The 19,844-nt window shown below is 36.4% G+C and carries 13 protein-coding genes; 1 reads left to right on the top strand and 12 read right to left on the bottom strand.

Annotation, left to right across the window (positions count from 1 at the left end; genetic code table 11):
• The 9 genes from PK35_RS09455 to PK35_RS09415 form a co-directional block, all read right to left on the bottom strand.
• A partial coding sequence (locus PK35_RS09455; protein ID WP_131474406.1) for a hypothetical protein occupies positions 1-1,814 on the bottom strand: 1,814 nt, incomplete at its 3' end.
• A gap of 213 nt (positions 1,815-2,027) precedes the next feature.
• On the bottom strand, positions 2,028-3,818 hold the full coding sequence (locus tag PK35_RS09450) for a cytochrome c oxidase subunit I (protein ID WP_044626476.1): 1,791 nt from the start codon (positions 3,816-3,818) through the stop codon (positions 2,028-2,030).
• Between the two features lie 27 nt (positions 3,819-3,845).
• Positions 3,846-4,913 carry a cytochrome c oxidase subunit II gene (locus PK35_RS09445; protein WP_044626475.1) on the bottom strand — a complete coding sequence of 356 codons (1,068 nt, stop codon included), beginning with the start codon at positions 4,911-4,913 and terminating at the stop codon, positions 3,846-3,848.
• A gap of 29 nt (positions 4,914-4,942) precedes the next feature.
• The gene (locus PK35_RS09440; protein ID WP_044626474.1) at positions 4,943-6,316 is read right to left on the bottom strand and encodes a quinol:cytochrome C oxidoreductase; all 1,374 of its coding nucleotides are present in this window, start codon (positions 6,314-6,316) and stop codon (positions 4,943-4,945) included.
• 13 nt (positions 6,317-6,329) lie between these two features.
• Entirely contained in the window at positions 6,330-6,881 is a 552-nt protein-coding gene (locus PK35_RS09435; protein ID WP_044626473.1) for a c-type cytochrome, read from the bottom strand.
• A 7-nt stretch (positions 6,882-6,888) separates the two neighbouring features.
• Positions 6,889-7,419 (bottom strand): DUF3341 domain-containing protein, encoded by a 531-nt coding sequence (locus tag PK35_RS09430; protein WP_044626472.1) that lies wholly within the window; start codon positions 7,417-7,419, stop codon positions 6,889-6,891.
• A 9-nt stretch (positions 7,420-7,428) separates the two neighbouring features.
• Entirely contained in the window at positions 7,429-9,168 is a 1,740-nt protein-coding gene (gene nrfD / locus PK35_RS09425) for an NrfD/PsrC family molybdoenzyme membrane anchor subunit (protein WP_082048565.1), read from the bottom strand.
• 29 nt (positions 9,169-9,197) lie between these two features.
• Entirely contained in the window at positions 9,198-12,461 is a 3,264-nt protein-coding gene (locus tag PK35_RS09420) for a TAT-variant-translocated molybdopterin oxidoreductase (RefSeq protein WP_044626471.1), read from the bottom strand.
• Between the two features lie 28 nt (positions 12,462-12,489).
• Positions 12,490-13,785, bottom strand: coding sequence for a c-type cytochrome (locus PK35_RS09415; protein ID WP_044626470.1), 1,296 nt, complete (start codon positions 13,783-13,785; stop codon positions 12,490-12,492).
• 211 nt (positions 13,786-13,996) lie between these two features.
• Here PK35_RS09415 and PK35_RS09410 point away from each other — a divergent pair, with 211 nt between their 5' ends.
• Positions 13,997-14,389: an SPOR domain-containing protein gene (locus PK35_RS09410; RefSeq protein WP_044626469.1), complete on the top strand. Its 393-nt coding sequence runs from the start codon at positions 13,997-13,999 to the stop codon at positions 14,387-14,389.
• Between the two features lie 556 nt (positions 14,390-14,945).
• Here PK35_RS09410 and infB read toward each other — a convergent pair.
• Genes infB through rimP form a run of 3 tightly spaced genes read right to left on the bottom strand, consistent with a single transcriptional unit; the run spans position 14,946 to position 19,465 of the window.
• The gene (gene infB, locus PK35_RS09405; RefSeq protein WP_044626468.1) at positions 14,946-17,732 is read right to left on the bottom strand and encodes a translation initiation factor IF-2; all 2,787 of its coding nucleotides are present in this window, start codon (positions 17,730-17,732) and stop codon (positions 14,946-14,948) included.
• A 31-nt stretch (positions 17,733-17,763) separates the two neighbouring features.
• Positions 17,764-18,996: a transcription termination factor NusA gene (gene nusA / locus PK35_RS09400; protein ID WP_044626467.1), complete on the bottom strand. Its 1,233-nt coding sequence runs from the start codon at positions 18,994-18,996 to the stop codon at positions 17,764-17,766.
• A gap of 7 nt (positions 18,997-19,003) precedes the next feature.
• A complete protein-coding gene (gene rimP, locus PK35_RS09395) occupies positions 19,004-19,465 on the bottom strand; it encodes a ribosome assembly cofactor RimP (protein ID WP_044626466.1) in 462 nt (153 codons plus the stop codon).
• Between the last annotated feature and the right edge of the window lie 379 nt (positions 19,466-19,844).

The raw sequence follows: 19,844 nt of genomic DNA, 5'->3' as shown, positions 1-19,844 counted from the left end.
AAATTATATGTTGCTGGAGATAAACTTGATAAATCTACGGTATCTCCTGTTAAAGCACCCGAAGCATCATCATCGCTCCATGTACCCGCTTGGTCTTCGCCTTCTAATAAATCGAATAAATTATAAGTTGATGGCGCCGTACCTTCACAAAATTCTACTGGCGTATTAGCCGTTCCTGATTCTGGAGCTTCTTCTACGGTTATAGTGATAGTTTCTGTATCTAAACAGGTTCCATTATCAATTGTATAATTAAAAGTATATGGGCTTCCTGCTAGGTTAAGCGTCGTTAAATCTAAATTATTACTAATTGTATTATCGGAAGCATCTGTCCAAGAACCAAGATCGTTATCTTGCGAACCATCTAAAGCATCAAACAAATCGAATGGCGAATTAGAGGCTAAATCGTTTTCACAAAATGTTTGATTAACGGCTACACCAGCGTGCGGATCGTCTAAAACAATAATTTGAACTGTAGTAATATCTTCTGGACACGGATTTGGTGCCACATTTTGCGCATATGTAAAACTATATGTTCCGCTTGTAAAACCAGTTAAATTAATGGTTGAGGTTACAACAGGATCGGAACTCGAAGTACCTTGAGTCCAGGTACCTCCTGCATCATAATTTTCAATTAAAGTAAATAAATCGAAACTTGCAGGTAAATCGGCCACACAAAAAGATTGTGGATTTGATGCTGAAACATTCCCCGACGATAAGGTTTCATTCACGGTTATAGTAACCGTAGCAGTTGCGTCTGGGCAATCGTTGTTACTTAAAACAGTATATGTAAAAACATAGTCTCCTGCTGCGGTTAAAGTACTAATATCAACAGTTCCTTGATAACCGTTCGAGGTCGTAACAGGCCCAGACCATGTTCCAGTAGTTTCTGGGGTATCTCCAAGCTCATCAAATAAGTTGAACGGTCCAGGTAAATTATCGTTACAGTATTCTAAACTATCAGACGAACCAGCATCAACCGGATCATCAATCTCTACCAAAACAGGTACAGCATCACTTGTACAAAAGAAACTATTTATTTGAATGTAATAGGTATTACCATCGCTTAATACTGTACTAGGCGATAAAGCCGGCTGAATTGGATTTCCAGAACCATCAACATTTGCATACCAGCTATAATTAGTTGCTGCAGTCCCAGGATTTAAATCGGCTACTGTTGGATTAGTATCGGAACAAAAGGTTTGTGGGTTTGCTGGTGCAGGATTTTCAGGCGCATCAAATACACCTACTTGCCCTACTTCAATTTGACTTTTACAGCCTCCATTGTCTACAAAAACGATATAATAACTTTTAGCTCCACCAGGCAAAGCATCGGATGGATTGGCTTGATCGGTTAATGCGGGATCATTATATACTTCAACGCTACCACCCGAAGGAATTTCGGAACTTAACACATCGCTTATATAAGTTTGAACGGTAGCATTCTCGTTACTACAGTAAATTTGATCGAAGTTTTCTCCAGTAGCTCCTACTTGAAACGTAACAACTATAGATTGACGCGTACCACAAGAACCAGAATTATCGCCAGCGTAATAGGTACCTTCTTCTACTAATTGGTTGTTATTAATTAAACTTCCACCAGAATCAGCATCATACCATACGATGCCGTTTCCGCCGTCGGTAACATAATCTGAACTTAAATCGGAAAAAGTATAACCAGCAGCATCACAAATAGGTGGTGGCGTAGGGTTTGTTACTGTTGGACATTGCGCATTTAAAGAAAAAGCTGTCCAAAGAAACACCATAATAAAGGATCCAATAAGCCTCGGAAACCTTACAAGGGATTTTGTTTTCATAGATTTGGTTAATTTGATATTGGTTAATAGCTTAACAAATGTTAAATATGTTAAAATAACATAGGTTGAATTCATTTAGCGATGCAATTTAACTGATTTTTTTTACATTTTATCGATTTTGACAAAAAAATTTACATTTCAACCCGAAAAAAAAGTCTTTAAACGAAAAAACCCGCTATAAATAGCGGGTTCAAATATAATGTAAGAATTATTTTAATGTTGTAGTTCCTCTTCTCCGTCTTTTAAAGGTACGTTTTGAGGCACAAAATCTACATCGTGTCCTGGTTTACTGTAATCGTAAGCCCAACGGTGTACATGAGGAATTTCACCTGGCCAGTTACCATGAACATGTTTTACTGGCGTTGTCCACTCTAAAGTATTGGATTTCCATGGGTTTTGTTCTGCTTTCTTTCCGTAGAAAATACTAGAGAAGAAATTATAAAGGAACACTAACTGAAATGCCCCACCAACAATAGCGAATATTGTAATAACCACGTTTACATCGGCTAAATCATCGAATAACGGGAAGTTACTATTTGTATAATAACGGCGTGGTAAACCAGCCATACCTATAAAGTGCATTGGGAAAAATACACCATAAGCACATATAGCAGTTACCCAAAAATGTAAATATCCTAATTTTTTGTTTAACATTCTACCAAACATTTTAGGATACCAGTGGTAAATACCTGCAAACATACCATACAAAGCAGAAATACCCATTACTAAATGGAAGTGAGCTACCACAAAATACGTATCGTGAACGTTAATATCTAGAGCAGAATCTCCTAATATAATACCAGTTAAACCACCTGTAATAAAAGTTGACACTAATCCAATTGAGAATAACATTGCTGGATTCATTTGTAAATTACCCTTCCACAACGTTGTTATATAGTTGAAGGCTTTTACAGCTGAAGGAATAGCAATTAATAAAGTTGTAAATGTAAATACCGAACCTAGGAAAGGATTCATACCAGAAACGAACATATGGTGCCCCCATACAATGGTTGATAAAAATGCAATTGCTAAAATTGAAGCAATCATTGCACGGTAACCAAAAATAGGTTTACGTGAATTTGTTGCAATGATTTCGGAAGTAATACCTAAAGCTGGTAATAATACAATATATACTTCAGGGTGACCTAAGAACCAAAATAAATGCTCGAATAATACTGGAGAACCACCTTGGTAATGTAATACTTCACCTTGAATAAAAATATCTGATAAGAAGAATGAGGTACCAAAACTTCTATCCATAATTAATAATAACGCTGCAGATAATAATACAGGGAACGAAATAATACCAATTACAGCTGTAATAAAGAACGCCCAAATAGTTAACGGTAATCTAGTCATAGACATACCTTTGGTACGTAAGTTTAAAACGGTTACCACATAGTTAAGCGACCCTAATAATGATGATGCAATAAATATAGCCATCGATACTAACCAAAGCGTCATACCTGCACCAGAACCTCCTTGAGCCATTGGTAAGGCACTTAAAGGCGGGTAAATTGTCCATCCAGCAGCAGCAGGTCCAGCTTCAACAAATAAAGATATGACCATGATTACACTAGATAAAAAGAATAGCCAATACGATACCATATTTAAGAACCCTGAAGCCATATCGCGTGCTCCAATTTGTAATGGAATTAACAAGTTACTAAACGTACCACTTAATCCAGCAGTTAATACAAAGAATACCATAATAGTACCATGTATAGTAACTAATGCTAAATAAATATCGGCATCCATTACACCATCTGGCGCCCATTTACCTAATAACGCTTCAAATAAAACGTTAGGCTCTTCTGGCCATGCAATTTGCATACGGAACATGATAGACATCATAATACCGATAATACCCATAATGGTACCAGTAATTAAATACTGTTTAGCAATCATTTTATGGTCTATACTAAAAATGTATTTAGTTATAAACGTTTCTTTATGATGATGTCCGTGGTCGTCGTGAGCGTGATTATCTTCGTGTGCTGACATAATCTTATATCTTGTTAAATCTAGTTATTAGTTAATTAGAGAGTTTTTAAATTCCTTTTGTTCTTTAATCCAAGCGTCGTACTCTTCTTGAGTTTCAACCACTATTTTCATTTGCATATTGTAGTGCGATTTACCACAAATTTTGTTACAAAGTAATAAGTAATCGAACTCATAACGCTCTAAAGCATCTTCTCCTTTAGCGATTAAAGCCTCGCTTTTTTCAACTCTAATTTCATTAATATGTTGAACTTTCTCAATCATATCTGGTGTTTGTCTCATCTCTTCGGTAGTTACTGTTGGTGTGAAACCAAACTGAGTAATCATTCCAGGAACACAGTTCATTTGTGCTCTAAAGTGAGGCATATAAGCAGAGTGTAATACATCCTGCGAACGCATTTTAAATAATACTGGTTTACCAACAGGTAAGTGTAATTCAGTAGTTATAATATCGTCTTGAGCATTAGGATCAGCTTCATCTAAACCTAAAATGTTAGCTCTGTCAATATCAATTAAACGTACGTTAGCTTTTCCTAAAGTATTATCGGCACCAGCGTATCTTGCTTTCCAGTTAAATTGCTGTGCATACAGTTCTACTACCATCGGATCATCACTTTCATCAACACCCATAATGTTAATCCAAGTATTTAATCCGTAAATAATTAAACCAGCTAATACAATTACAGGTATAATAGTCCAAATAGCTTCTAACTTATTGTTATCAGCAAAGAATAATGCTGTTTTCCCCTTTTCACCTTTATATTTAAATGCGAAATAGTGTAGTAAGAATTGTGTTATAATTTGAACCAAAAAGATAATAACTAATGAAATCGTCATTAAATTATCGATAGTTGGACCGTGCGCTGAAGCTGAGTTTGATAATAATGGTAAATCTCCCCATTTAACCACACAAACTATTGTGATGACGTAAATAAAAGCTAAGAAGCCCATCATTAAATAACCGTTAAGCGTGTTGTCTTTATCGGTAGCGACTTGAGAATTTTCGGTTTTAGCTTGGGCTAAATCGAAAATCTTTACCATTTGCCAAATGGCAATTAATATAAATACTAAAATTACAATTGTTAATAAAGCAGTCATTGTTTCGTTCGTCTTTATTTATATCTTAATTAATAATGAAACTCTTCACTTTCTTTTATAAGTGGATACCCTTTAGCAAGCAAAGGCGCTTTTGTTAATGCTGTAAATACTACATAAATAAATAATCCAGCAAAAAGTAGAATAGCTCCAATTTCAGGAATTCCAATAGACCATCTGTCTCCAACGGTTGCAGGCATAATCATATTGAAAATGTCGATGTAGTGACCAAATAAAATCACAATACCTGTCATAACTACAAACCAAGGCATACGCTTATAATCTGCATTCATTAACATTAATATTGGGAAAACAAAGTTTAACACCACCATACCTAAGAATGGTAATTGGTAATCGTTGAAACGAGAAATAAAGTATGTTACCTCTTCTGGTATGTTTGAGTACCAAATAAGCATAAACTGCGAAAACCATAAATAAGTCCAGAAAATACTAATAGCAAACATAAACTTAGCCACATCGTGTAAATGGTTTGCATTAACAAACTCTAAATAACCTCTAGATTTTAAGTATAGTGTAACTAAAGCAATAGCTGTAATACCACTAACAAACATACTAGCGAATACATACCATCCGAATAAAGTAGAGAACCAGTGGGGATCAACACTCATAATCCAGTCCCAAGACATCATGGATTCAGTATAGATGAAGAATACTAAGAATCCTGCTGCAATACGGAAAGACTTTTTAAAGTTACTTTTATCTTCGGCATTATCTTGAGCAATAGAAAACTTGCGGGCAAAATGACGGTATAAACTCCAACCTGCAATAAAAATAATACCTCTTATCAAGAAACCAGGAACATTTAACCAACCCGATTTACCTTGAATTAATTTATCGTGTACTACTACGTCTGGATCCATCCAGATAAAAATATTGTTATGACCAATATAATGTGAGGCCGCTGCAACTATTAAAACAATTACTGCTCCAGGTAATAAATAAGCTGTAATAGCTTCCATAACTCTGAATAGAACTGGCGACCAACCTGCTTGCGATGCGATTTGAATAGCATAAAATGCTAAACAACCTAAAGCAATCATCATAAAAAAGAAAGCTGCCACATATAATGCAGACCAAGGACGGTTTGCTATTTGGTGTTGAACGTGCTCGATATGTTTAGCATGTTCATCAACTTCGCCATGTGCACCTGCTTCAGCGTGTTCATCATGACCATGTGAAGCTTCTTCGGCGTGAGTATCGTGAGCTGGTGCATGATGCGCATCAACTTCGCCATGACCACCACCGTGGTGAGATTCTTCTGCAAGTAAGGTTTCAACTTCTTCAAAAGATTTATGAGACGTGGAAAAACCAATTCCAACACCTATCGCTCCTAAAATTATTAGAACGATAGAAAATATCTTTAATTTACTTGAAAATGTGTACATATCTAAACTTATCTTACTTTTCTAAATCTGATTTCAGTTTTAAAACGTAGCTAACAACTTGCCAACGCTCCTCTTCATTTAATTGGTTTGCATAAGAACCCATAGCGTTTTTACCATAATAAATGGTGTGGTAAATACTACCTGCATTAATGGCTCTACCCGCATCATCGTAACTAGGAATACCAAGGATTTTTTCTCTTTTTACAAGATTTCCTTGTCCGTCACCTTTGGTTCCATGGCAAATACCACAGTAAATATTATATAATGCTTTACCTCTTTCTAAATCTACTGCAGTTGAATCTAAAGGACTATTTAAAGTGGCTTTTGCTAATTCATAACCTTCGGTTGAATTTTCTATATCAAAAGGAACAAAACCACGTGGAATGGAACCCTCGGCAGGTAATTGCGCTTCAACACCGTTTTTAAAGGCTGCCTCACCGTAAGTTTCGTAACCTGCAGATTCATACATATTAGGCATAAACTGGTAGTTAGGCGCAGAATCTTTTTTACATGATACAGCTACAAAAGCAACTGCTATTACTATTATTTTAATTAAGCTTTTCATATTTATATTAATGGGCTTTATCAACTAATTTAATTTCTACCGCTCCAGTTTCTTTTAATAAAGTTTCTAAAGCATCTTCGTTTCCATGAACACCTATTTCCATTAAGAAATGATCATCAGTTGTTCTTGGATCCGGGTTTTCGGCTTTTTTAAATGGCCACATTCTACTACGTAAGTAAAACGTTATTACCATTAAGTGAGCCGCAAAAAATACGGTAAGCTCGAACATAATTGGTACAAATGCTGGCATGTTTTCGATGTAACTAAAACTTGGTTTACCACCAATGTTTTGAGGCCAATCTTCAATCATAATGAAATTCATCATGGTAATTGCCACAGTTAAACCAACCAATCCGTATAAAAACGCACAAATTGCAATTCTTGTACCTTCTAATCCCATAGCCTTATCTAGCCCATGAACTGGAAATGGTGTATATATTTCTTCTATGTGATGTTTTGCTGCACGTACTTTTTTAACTGCAGACATTAATACATCGTCATCGTTATAAATAGCGTGAATAACTTTTGAAGCTTCCATTGACTATGTTTAGTTTATTAAATTTTTAGCTTGACCAGACCAATCATCACGTTCTGCTCTTCCTGGGAAAGAACCCGTAATACTGTCTAACAAGTCGTATTCATTCTTGGTCATTTTACTAACTTGAAGAAAGGTATAAATACCAATGCTATTTAACACTTCTTCCATTTTAGGTCCAACACCACTTATTTTCTTTAAATCGTCGGCAGTTTGTGTTGCCGCATCAAAAGAACCAATAGTTCCTAAAAGGCTTGTTACACGTTCTGCTTTTTCTTCTTCAGATACTTCGGCTACTTCAGTTTTAACTTCAACAGCACCATCAAGGTTTGATGTTCTTGCATCCGCACCCGTACCTACTAAACTTTTACCTGCTTCTCTTAGGTTCTTATATTTTTGTCCTGAAGATTTTAAAATTGTTTTTACTTCTGCTTGTGCAATTACAGGGAAGGTTCTTGAGTATAATAAGAATAATACAAAGAAGAAACCTATCGTCCCGATAAAAATACCAATATCAACAAAAGTTGGCGAGAACATCGTCCATGAAGATGGTAAATAATCGCGGTGTAATGAAGTTACGATAATTACAAAACGCTCAAACCACATACCTATGTTTACCACAATTGAAATGATAAACGAGAACATAATACTTGTTCTTAGCTTTTTAAACCACATAAACTGAGGTGAAAATACGTTACAAGACATCATCATCCAGTAAGCCCATGCATAAGGACCTGTTGCTCTATTTAAGAACGCATATTGTTCGTATTCTACACCAGAATACCAAGCAATAAATAACTCAGTAATATATGCCACACCTACAATAGAACCCGTAATCATAATTACTAAGTTCATTAACTCAATGTGTTGTACTGTAATATAATCTTCAAGGTTACACACTTTTCTCATAATAATAAGAAGCGTGTTTACCATAGCAAATCCAGAGAATACCGCACCAGCAACGAAGTATGGTGGGAAAATTGTAGTATGCCAACCTGGAATAACCGATGTGGCGAAGTCAAACGATACGATGGTATGTACCGAAAGTACTAATGGCGTTGCTAAACCTGCAAGTACCAAAGATACTTCCTCAAAACGTTGCCAATCTTTAGCACGACCAGACCAACCAAAACTTAATAAAGCATAAATTTTCTTTTGGAAAGGCTTAATAGCTCTATCGCGTAACATTGCAAAATCAGGTAATAAACCAGTCCACCAGAATACTAATGACACCGATAAATACGTTGAAATTGCGAATACGTCCCAAAGTAATGGTGAGTTAAAGTTAACCCATAACGAACCAAATTGGTTTGGAATTGGTAACACCCAGTATCCTAACCATGGACGACCCATGTGAATAATTGGGAATAAACCGGCTTGAACCACCGAGAAAATCGTCATTGCTTCTGCAGAACGGTTAATTGCCATTCTCCATTTTTGACGGAATAATAAAAGTACGGCAGAAATAAGTGTTCCTGCGTGACCAATACCTACCCACCAAACGAAGTTTGTAATATCCCAAGCCCAACCTACGGTTTTATTTAAACCCCAAGTTCCAATACCCGTTGATATGGTATATAAAATACATCCAATTCCCCAAAGAAAAGCGGTAAGTGAAATTCCAAAAACAATCCACCATTGTTTATTTGCTCTTCCCTCAACTGGCTTAGCTACATCCACAGTTACGTCGTGGTATGATTTTTCGCCTGTTACTAGAGGTCTTCTAATAGGTGCTTCGTAATGAGACGCCATAATTATATAATTGATTCTTTAATTTAGATTTATGCTTCTTTTGTATTTCTCACTTTAGTTTGATACTGAACATTTGGTTTAGTACCTACGTGTTCTAATAAGTGATACATACGGTTATCTTCTTTAAGTTTTGCAACTTTACTTTCCTTATCGTTAATGTCTCCAAATATCATAGCACCACTACTACAAGCCGCAGAACATGCTGTTTGGAATTCACCATCTTTAATTTGGCGACCATCGCGTTTTGCATCAAGAATTGTTTTTTGTGTCATTTGAATACACATCGAACATTTTTCCATAACACCACGAGAACGTACAACAACATCTGGGTTTAATACCATACGCCCTAAGTCATCATTCATATGATAATCAAACTCATCATTACCGTTATATAAGAACCAGTTAAAACGACGTACTTTATAAGGACAGTTGTTTGCACAATAACGTGTACCAACACAACGGTTATAAGCCATGTGGTTTTGACCCTGGCGACCGTGTGATGTTGCCGCTACAGGACAAACGGTTTCACATGGTGCATGATTACAGTGCTGACACATTACTGGTTGGAAAGATACTTGAGGATTATCGGCTGGATGTTCCATTTCTCCAAATCCACCTAACGATCCGTTATCTCCAAATAAGCCAGAGAAACCATCTTTCTTTTCGTTATCACCTTCAAATGTATCATCTGAAGAATAATATCTATCAATACGTAACCAGTGCATATCGCGGCTACGACGTACTTCTTCTTTACCTACAACAGGTACGTTATTTTCAGCATGACAAGCAATAACACAAGCACCACAACCGGTACAAGCATTTAAATCGATTGACAAGTTAAAATGATGCCCTATTGAACGATCGAACTCATCCCATAAATCCACATCTGGAGATGTTACAGGTGTTTCTTCATGATTTAATGAAACCACAGGAATTGGATTCCAATGCGATTTATCCTTAGTATTGAAAATTTCAAGGGTTGTTTCCTTTAAAATATCACCACGTCCCATTAAAGTATTATGTAACTGCACACATGCAAATTCATGCATTCCTGATGCTGCTTTTACAGTAACATCTTGAACAGTTTCAAAATTATTATAAAGCTCGTATGCGTTAACACCTGTTTTCATTTCGTCCTTAAGCCCTAATTTACGACCATAACCAAATGAAATACCAACAGAACCTTTAGCCTGACCTGGTTGAATTAACACCGGCACATTCTTTAAAGTAACACCGTTAACGGTTACATCGGCATAACTACCATCTAAAGCTCCCGTAGCAACGTGAACGTTTTCTAAACCTAACTTTTCAGCATCACTTTTAGATACTGTTAAATAGTTATCCCAGGAAACACGAGAAATTGGATCTGGAAACTCTTGTAACCATGGGTTGTTAGCTTGTTGACCATCACCCATACCAGTTTTAGAATATAAAACTAGCTCTAATCCATTAGATTTTGCAGATGACGCTAATGCTTTTGCTGCAGCTACACCACTTACAACATTAACACCATTAACAGTCGTTGATCCAGCTATTGTAGATGTTTTAGTTGTTGTAATGTATTCGTCTTTATCTTCTTCTTTTAAACCAATACCCACGGCTGCGCCATGAATAACACCACCAACCCAAGTTCTTTCTTTTTTATCCTTTAAAGACGTTTCGGAAGTAGTTACTGTTTTTGATGAAGCACCGTTATAAGCATAAGCCACTGATGTAAACACACCATCGTGAAGTGCTTGATTGAAAGAAGCTCCTCCAAGAACATCACTATTCCAAGTATTTTTAATGTAATCGTGATACGATACATCGTTACCAGTCCACTTTAATAAAGCATCCTGAAATTGTCTTGTATCAAATAACGGACGAATAGTTGGCTGTGTTAAGGCAAAATGACCTTTCTTAAGCTCAACATCTCCCCAAGACTCTAAATAGTGAGGAGCCGCCGCTATGTAATTGGTTAAAGAAGACGTTTCATCTTCTTTTAATGAAAAGGCAATCGAAAGTTCGGTTTTCTTTAAACCTTCAGCAAAATCAGCAGCATTTGGTAATGTATAAATCGGGTTAACACCACTCATTATAATCGCAGCTACTTTACCTGCTTTCATATCGGTAACTAATTGCGCTACTTGCGCATTGCTACCTTGTCTTGTTTTTATAGGTGTAGACGGATTAAAAGCCTTACTACCTAATACTTGGTTAATTTCTAAAACCAAGGTTTGTGCATTTACATCTTGTAAACCAGTTACAACAACTGCTTTACTTCCTGCAGCCTTAAGTTCGGCAGCCGCTTTTTTAACAGCCGCATCAATATGTTCTGGTAAATTTACAGAAACCGATCCGCCAACTATTAATGTATATAATTTAGCTAATGCTAATTTTTGCTCGGTAGGTGTTACAGGCACACGCTTATCTGCATTTGCACCAGATAACGACATGTTTGCCTCAAATTGAATATGGCGCGACATTTTCCCATGATTCGGCACTTTGTTTTTAGCGTAACCAGAATCAAATCCGCCACCTTGCCAATCGCCTAAGAAATCTGCACCAACAGAAACTATGGTCATGGCTTTAGAGAAATCGTAATCGGCTAAACCGCGTTCTCCATATTTCGCTTGATACGCATCTAATGCCGCAGATTCTGAAACAGCATCGTACACAACATGAGACACATTACCGTATTTTTCAGAAAACTCAGCAATCAATTTATCGGTAGATGGACTAGCAAAAGTTTGTGTTAATAACACAATATTTTTGTTTGCCGCAGCAATCTCGGTTAATTGCTTTGTAGTTTCGGCATCAAACGTACCCCAAGAAATAGTTTTATCGTCTTGTTTCGGCCCTTGAACACGCAAACTATCGTATAAACCTAAAACAGAGGCATTAACTCTTGCATTAGCACTTCCGTGAGTACCTGCAAGCGAATTGTTTTCAATTTTAATGGGACGACCTTCTCTGGTTTTAACTAAAACACTAGCGAAATCGAAACCATTTGCAATTGTAGTCGCATAATAGTTAGCTACTCCAGGAATAATTTCCTTTGGCTGCACTACGTATGGAATAGATTTTTTCACTGGCCCTTCACAAGCTGCCAACGAAGCCGCAGCCGTACTAAAACCAATATATTTTAAGAAATCGCGTCGGGTTGTAGATGTAGACTCTAATGTTTCTTTATCTCCTAAAAATTCATCAGTAGGAATTTCTTCTACAAACTCGTTTTGTTTTAGCGTCTCAACAATAGAGCTATTCTCGTTAAGCTCTTCAACACTTTTCCAGTATTTCTTGTTTGATGACATATTATATAATTGAATTACTTCTTGTTAATTAATAGTGGCACTTACCACATTCTAAACCACCCATTTGAGCCGCTGTCAACTCTTCAACACCATACTTTTTAGATAATTCTTCATGAATTTTCTCGTAATAAGCATTGTCTTTTACCGCAACATTAGTTTCACGGTGACAGTTAATACACCATCCCATTGTTAATGGTGCATGTTGATACATAATTTCCATTTCCTCAACTGGACCGTGACAAGTTTGACACTCAACACCAGCAACAGTAACGTGCTGTGAGTGATTAAAATAAGCAAAGTCTGGTAAATTATGAATACGAACCCATTTTACTGGTTTAGATTCTCCTGTATATTTTTGATCGGCATCATTCCAACCTGCCGCAGCATAAAGCTTTTGTATTTCTCCATCATAGAATTCTTTAGAATACTCTGGAGATGTTTCTCCATTGTACTCATAAATCGACTTATGACAGTTCATACAAACATTTAAAGATGGAATACCTGAAGTTTTACTAACTCGAGCTGAAGAGTGACAATATTTACAATCGATACCATTATCACCAGCATGCACTTTATGAGAAAAATGAATAGGCTGAACAGGCTGATACCCTTGATCTACCCCAACTTGCGACAAGTAACCGTAAACAAAATATGCACTAGAAAGCAAAAAGAAAATCGCAACAACAATCATTAAAAATTGATTTTGCACAAACGCTTTCCAAAGCGGTGTTCTTTTTGCGGTTTCTGGCAACTCAATATTTTGAGCAGCTGCAAAACGTCGTAATGTTTTGTTTACTAAATAAAGCCCCAAAGCAAGTAAAATAAACAATACCGCTAAAGCTCCTAAAACAATTTCGTTAGACACACCACTTGTAGAACCACCACCATCAGTACCCGTAACAGCAACCGCTGCATTTTGAGCTGGTGCCGCTTTCTCCTGCGCGGTGTACGCTAGAATGTTATTGATATCATCGTCTGATAATTGTGGAAAAGCTGTCATAGCAGCTCCACCAAATTCGTTATACACTTTATTAGCATATGCATCGCCAGATTTAATAACTCCTGGACTGTTACGAACCCAAGCGTGTATCCAAGCACGATCTAAGCCTTCATCGTCAGCTAAACGCTGTTCGACATTACGAAGTGCTGGCCCTGTCATTTTTTTATCAAGTTGATGACAAGCCGCACAGTTGGCATTGAATAATGATTTTCCTTTTGCTGGATCTCCTTCTTGCGCAGAAAGAACAGTTGTAAACGCTAATAAAATAATTAAGCTTGAACGAAGTAAGTTTTTACTTAATTTTCGGTGAATCACCTGTTTCATATTATTGGTTGAATTAACTTCTAAACTTTGGTATGATTTTTTCTTATGGTTAAAAAGAATAAATCAATTAAAATCTCTCGCAAAAGTAACACTTAAAGTCCATTTTATAAATGTTCAATATGTGTTAATTATTAATTTAGAGCGAATCTAAATAAAAAAATAATCCGTAGTTTAATTAATAACGTATACATTTGTATAAACCCATCTAGTAATGAAAGTATTAAACCCAAAAGTCATTTTGCTAACCTTAAGCATGTTAGCTTTAAGCCATAATAATTTATTTGCTCAAGAAGGAACAATAACCATAAATGAAGACCCTAAAATTAAAGAATTACTGGCTATAAAAAAGGAAATTAACGCCAACGAAACCGATTCGGAACGTTATAAAATTCAAGTATATTCGGGTCATAGAAATGGTGCTCAAACTGCGCAAAAAGAGTTTAGCGAAGTGTACACCAGTTGGCACCCTACATTACAATATGAAGCACCAAATTTTAAAGTTTGGGCTGGCAATTTTAGAACACGATTAGAAGCCGACAGAGCTTTAAAATCGATTAAGAAAACATTCCCAAGTGCGTTTATTTTTAAACCAAAAAAAAGCTAAAACACGCTAAAACCGTTTATCGAAAATTATAAAGCAATTGAGATTTTATCTTGGTTGCTTTTTTTTGTATGAAAAGGTTTTGGTAGTGGATTTGATACATTACTTCGACTCGTCTTTTTTATGGAAAATATACACTCATTTCAGCTTACCTCAAGCTATTCCATCATTACACACCCCTGACTCCCCTCTTTTTAGAGGGGACACTCTTGCTGATTCCTTTTTAGGAGTTACGATTTTAAAGACAACTTACCATAATCATTTAAAAACAAATGTCCTTCATAAATTTCGGAATAGAGTTTTGAAAAATAGCAGAACGCTTACTCTCGTTTTTTAAAGAAAACACTCCTACTTGTTTTTTAATTGATTGCTATTTGAAGTAACACACCCCTGACCCCCCCCTTTTTATAGGGGACACTCTTGCTCTTTAATGGTTATTAGCATTTTTTGAGCTTTTAAAATTTACCTTCAATAAAAAAACAAAAAAAGGTCGGAAATAATTTTCCGACCTTAATAATACAACCTAAACGGTTATTTCTATTTTATAAAATTGTAAAAATTACAACTTCTTTTTAACTTCAACTTCGTGGAAGGCTTCAATAATATCGCCTTCCTTGATGTCGTTATAACCTTTAACTTGCATACCACAATCGTAGCCTTTCGATACTTCTTTTACATCGTCTTTAAAACGTTTTAATGAAGCTAACTCACCAGTATGAACTACAACACCATCGCGAATTAAACGCACACCAGAGTTTCTAAATATCTTACCATTAGTAACCATACATCCTGCAATGCTACCAATTTTAGAGACTTTAAATATTTCTCTAATTTCTGCGGTACCTGTAACTTCTTCTTTAAGCTCTGGAGATAACATACCTTCCATAGCATCTTTAAGATCGTTAATAGCATCGTAGATAATTGAGTATGTTCTGATATCGATTTCTTCTTTATCTGCTATAGCTCTTGCATTACCAACAGGACGCACATTAAATCCGATAATAATCGCATCGGAAGCCGAAGCTAACAATACATCACTTTCGGTAATGGCACCAACGCCTTTGTGTATAATATTTACGTGAATTTCTTCGGTTGATAGTTTTTGGAACGAATCGGTTAAGGCTTCAACAGAACCATCCACATCACCTTTAAGGATAATGTTTAACTCTTGGAAGTCACCTAAAGCAATACGACGTCCAATCTCATCAAGTGTAATATGACGTTGCGTTCTTACTGATTGTTCACGTTGTAACTGCGCTCGTTTAGCAGCAATTTGTTTCGCTTCACGCTCATCCTCAAATACATTAAATTTATCACCCGCTTGTGGTGCACCATCTAAACCAAGAATAGATACTGGCGTTGACGGACCAGCTTCTGCCACATCGTGTCCACGCTCATCATGCATTGCTTTTACTTTACCACTATGTTGACCAGCTAACACATAATCGCCAACACGAAGTGTACCTGCTTGCACTAATACTGTAGATACATAACCACGACCTTTATCTAAATAAGCTTCAACCACAGCTCCAATTGCTGGTTTTTCTGGGTTTGCTTTGAGCTCTAAAAGTTCGGCTTCAAGTAATACTTTTTCAAGTAATTCGTTTACACCAGTACCAAATTTAGCCGAAATATCGTGCGATTGAATTTTACCACCCCAATCTTCAACTAAAAGATTCATATTTGCTAAACCTTCCTTAATTCTGTCTGGGTTAGCATCTGGTTTATCTATTTTATTTATTGCGAAAACAATTGGCACACCCGCAGCTTGCGCATGCGAAATTGCTTCTTTTGTTTGCGGCATAATATCATCGTCGGCAGCAGCTACAATAATAGCGATATCGGTAATTTGAGCACCACGAGCACGCATTGCTGTAAAGGCCTCGTGACCCGGTGTATCAAGGAAAGCAATTTTTTGTCCGCTCTCTAATTGAACACCATAGGCACCAATATGCTGTGTAATTCCACCAGATTCTCCCGCAATTACGTTTTCTTCACGAATGTAATCTAACAGCGATGTTTTACCATGATCGACATGTCCCATTACGGTAACAATTGGCGCACGTGGTAATAAATCTTCTGGTTTGTCTTCAACCTCTTCAATAGCTTCCTCGATATCGGCAGTAACAAACTCTACTTTATAACCGAATTCTTCAGCTACAATTGATAAGGTTTCAGCATCTAAACGTTGGTTCATGGTTACCATCATTCCTAACGACATACACGCCGAAATAATTTGAGTTACCCCAACATCCATCATAGTTGCAACCTCACTTGCCGTTACAAACTCGGTTACTTTTAATATTTTACTTTCTGCTGCTTCGGCTTGTAATTCTCTTTCGGTTTGGTCTCTATGTTGGTCACGTTTATCTCTACGATATTTAGCTCCGCGACCTTTACTAGATTTACCTTGAAGTTTTTCAAGCGTTTCACGTACTTGTTTTTTAACATCTTCTTCGCTAGGCTCTTCTTTAACTACGGTTCTCCCGCGTCCTTTACCTTTAAAGCGATCGTTTCTGTTATTGTTATTATTATTGTTTCCGCCTCTGTTATCGTTTGGCGCTCCGCCACCTGTTTTACTAATTCTGCGGCGTTTTCTTTTATTTTGAGCACCAGCACCATCTTTGGCATCGGTTTTCTTATCGTCCTTTTTCTTTTTAGGCTTATTAAATTGTGATAAATCTATTTTATCACCCGCAATTTTAGGACCAGTAAGCTTTTGATACTGGGTTTTTACACGACCACCAGAAATAGGCGTTTCGGTTTTTGGAGCTTCCTCTTTAGGCGCTTCTGTTGCTTTTGGTTTTGCAACAGGTGCTTCAACTTTTACCTCTGGTTTCTCTACTGCTTTAGGCGCTTCTACTTTAGGTGTTTCTTCAACCTTTTTAACAGGCTCTTCTGGCTTTTTAGTTTCAGCTTTAGGCGCTTCGGGCTCTGGTTGCTTTTCTACCTTTTTAGGTTCTAAATCTATTTTACCAACTTGTTTTGGTCCAGTAAGCGTTTTAGTGGCTTTAACAACCTCATTTTTTTGCGCTTCTTGCTGCGCTTTTTCTTGAGCTTCGCGGGCTTCATCTTGGGCTTTTTGCTTAGCTTCAAGTTCTTTTTCGCGCTTAATACGCAAATCTTCCTTTTCTTTTAGCTTTGCTTCACTTACTGCTTGCGACTTCACTTTTTTGTTCGCGTCGGTCTCAAATTCATCAGAAAGAATTTTATATGTTTCTTCTGAAATTTTTGTTGTGGGACGCTTCTCTATTTCGACACCTTTGGAGTCTAAAAACTCCACAGCACGATCTAAAGAAATGTTAAGTTCGCGTAATACTTTATTTAATCTTATTGTTTCAGCCATAAATTGCCTTTAAAATACTCAAATATATATGTTATTCTTCGAATTCTTCTCTTAAAATTCTAATAACGTCGATAATAGTTTCTTCTTCTAAATCTGTTCGTTTCACTAAATCGTCTACCTCTTGCTCTAAAACGCTTTTTGCGGTATCTAATCCAGCTTTACTAAACTCTTCAATAATCCAACCTTCAATTTCATCTGAAAACTCGGTTAGTTCTACGTCTTCTTCGGCGCCTTCTCTAAACACATCAATTTCGAAACCAGTTAATTGACCAGCTAAACGAATGTTATGTCCGCCACGACCAATAGCTTTACTTACCTCTTCTGGTTTTAAAATCACCTCGGCACGTTTATTTTCTTCATCTAATTTAATAGAAGTAACACGTGCAGGACTCAACGCTCTAGTAATGAACAACTGTAAGTTATTGGTGTAGTTAATTACATCGATATTTTCGTTTCCTAATTCGCGTACAATACCGTGAATACGAGATCCTTTCATACCAACACAAGCGCCTACTGGATCGATTCTATCATCATATGAATCTACCGCTACTTTTGCTTTTTCTCCTGGTATTCTAACCACATTTTTAATGGTAATTAAACCATCGAAAACTTCTGGTATTTCTTGCTCGAACAATTTCTCTAAAAATAATGGCGAGGTTCTCGACATAATAATAGCTGGTTTTGCTCCTTTAAGCTCTACTGCTTCAATTACACCTCTTACGTTATCCCCTTTTCTAAAGAAATCTGATGGAATTTGTTTGTCTTTTGGAAGCACAATTTCATTACCTTCATCATCTAACAATATAACTGCTCTATGACGAATATGATGTACTTCAGCGGTATAAATTTCACCTATTAAATCTTTAAATTGCTTATAGATAATAGTGTTGTCGTGTTCGTGAATTTTTGAAATTAAGTTTTGACGCAATGCTAAAATAGCACGACGACCTAAATCGATTAATTTCACTTCTTCAGACACATCTTCTCCTACTTCGAAATCTGGTTCAATTTTACGAGCATCGGTTAATGATATTTCTTGATTTTCATCCTCAACTTCATCATCAGCAACCACAATTCTGTTTCTCCAAATTTCTAAATCGCCTTTATCTGGGTTTACAATAATATCGAAATTATCATCGTCTCCATATTTCTTTTTAAGGGCGCTTCTAAATACGTCCTCTAAAATAGCCATTAACGTAACTCTGTCAATTAGCTTATCATCTTTAAATTCTGAAAAAGATTCTATTAACGCGACATTTTCCATAACTCAATTAAAATTTTATCATAACTTTTGCTTCTATAATATCTTGATAAGGAATTTTTGCTTCCTTTTTTACTGTTACTTTACCTTTACCTACTGGCTTTGGCTCGCGCACTTTCCAGTTTAGGATTATTTCGGTATCGTTTGCTTGGGTAAGTTCGCCTTCAATTTCGGTTGAAGCTGTTTTTACCTTTAGCGTTCGGCCTTGATTTTTTTTATACTGACGATTATGCACTAATGGTGCGGTGGCGCCTGCCGACATAACTTCGAGCGAGAAATCTTCTTCTTCACGATCTAAATTATGCTCAATGGCTCTACTTACAAAAATACAATCTTCTACTAAAACACCGTTATCACCATCAATAATCACTTTAATATGATTTTCGGTATTGATGGTAAAATCGATTAAAAATAAATCGGAACGTTCTTGCAACGCGCCTTCTAGTAGTTCTAAAACTTTTGTTCGCAACATTTTTTAGTATAAAAAGAGGGGACTTTCCGTCCCCTCAATTAATTTTTCGCCTTTCAACGCTGCAAATATATAATATTTTATTGATTTTTAAAGGATTTTAGGATAAATCCATGAAACAATTTATTTGATTACAAACAAAAAACCTTAACAACTTAGACATTTAACGCTTAATTCAAGTGCGCCTTTAAAAGCCAATTCGACCTTACCTAACTTGAACACAACAGACAAACTGAACACAAACTTCGTATAAAGTCTGACAATTTCTCGCCCACAAACTTTTATCCTAAAAACAAAAAACCCTCACTAATTAAAGCAAGGGTTTAAATTTACGTTGGCCTACTAGGGCTCACTTCGGCTACGCTCAGCATAAACTTCTCGC

This window comes from Neotamlana nanhaiensis (assembly GCF_000943555.1).
Lineage (GTDB): Bacteria > Bacteroidota > Bacteroidia > Flavobacteriales > Flavobacteriaceae > Neotamlana > Neotamlana nanhaiensis.
This window is presented reverse-complemented; position numbering and strand designations above follow the sequence as displayed.

What these genes read in the sequence shown, in the direction of transcription:
- PK35_RS09450 (WP_044626476.1), bottom strand. Translation starts at nt 3,818, where the DNA reads ATGTCAGCACACGAAGATAATCACGCTCACGACGACCACGGACATCAT.
- PK35_RS09445 (WP_044626475.1), bottom strand. Translation starts at nt 4,913, where the DNA reads ATGACTGCTTTATTAACAATTGTAATTTTAGTATTTATATTAATTGCC.
- PK35_RS09440 (WP_044626474.1), bottom strand. Translation starts at nt 6,316, where the DNA reads ATGTACACATTTTCAAGTAAATTAAAGATATTTTCTATCGTTCTAATA.
- PK35_RS09435 (WP_044626473.1), bottom strand. Translation starts at nt 6,881, where the DNA reads ATGAAAAGCTTAATTAAAATAATAGTAATAGCAGTTGCTTTTGTAGCT.
- PK35_RS09430 (WP_044626472.1), bottom strand. Translation starts at nt 7,419, where the DNA reads ATGGAAGCTTCAAAAGTTATTCACGCTATTTATAACGATGACGATGTA.
- nrfD (WP_082048565.1), bottom strand. Translation starts at nt 9,168, where the DNA reads ATGGCGTCTCATTACGAAGCACCTATTAGAAGACCTCTAGTAACAGGC.
- PK35_RS09420 (WP_044626471.1), bottom strand. Translation starts at nt 12,461, where the DNA reads ATGTCATCAAACAAGAAATACTGGAAAAGTGTTGAAGAGCTTAACGAG.
- PK35_RS09415 (WP_044626470.1), bottom strand. Translation starts at nt 13,785, where the DNA reads ATGAAACAGGTGATTCACCGAAAATTAAGTAAAAACTTACTTCGTTCA.
- PK35_RS09410 (WP_044626469.1), top strand. Translation starts at nt 13,997, where the DNA reads ATGAAAGTATTAAACCCAAAAGTCATTTTGCTAACCTTAAGCATGTTA.
- infB (WP_044626468.1), bottom strand. Translation starts at nt 17,732, where the DNA reads ATGGCTGAAACAATAAGATTAAATAAAGTATTACGCGAACTTAACATT.
- nusA (WP_044626467.1), bottom strand. Translation starts at nt 18,996, where the DNA reads ATGGAAAATGTCGCGTTAATAGAATCTTTTTCAGAATTTAAAGATGAT.
- rimP (WP_044626466.1), bottom strand. Translation starts at nt 19,465, where the DNA reads ATGTTGCGAACAAAAGTTTTAGAACTACTAGAAGGCGCGTTGCAAGAA.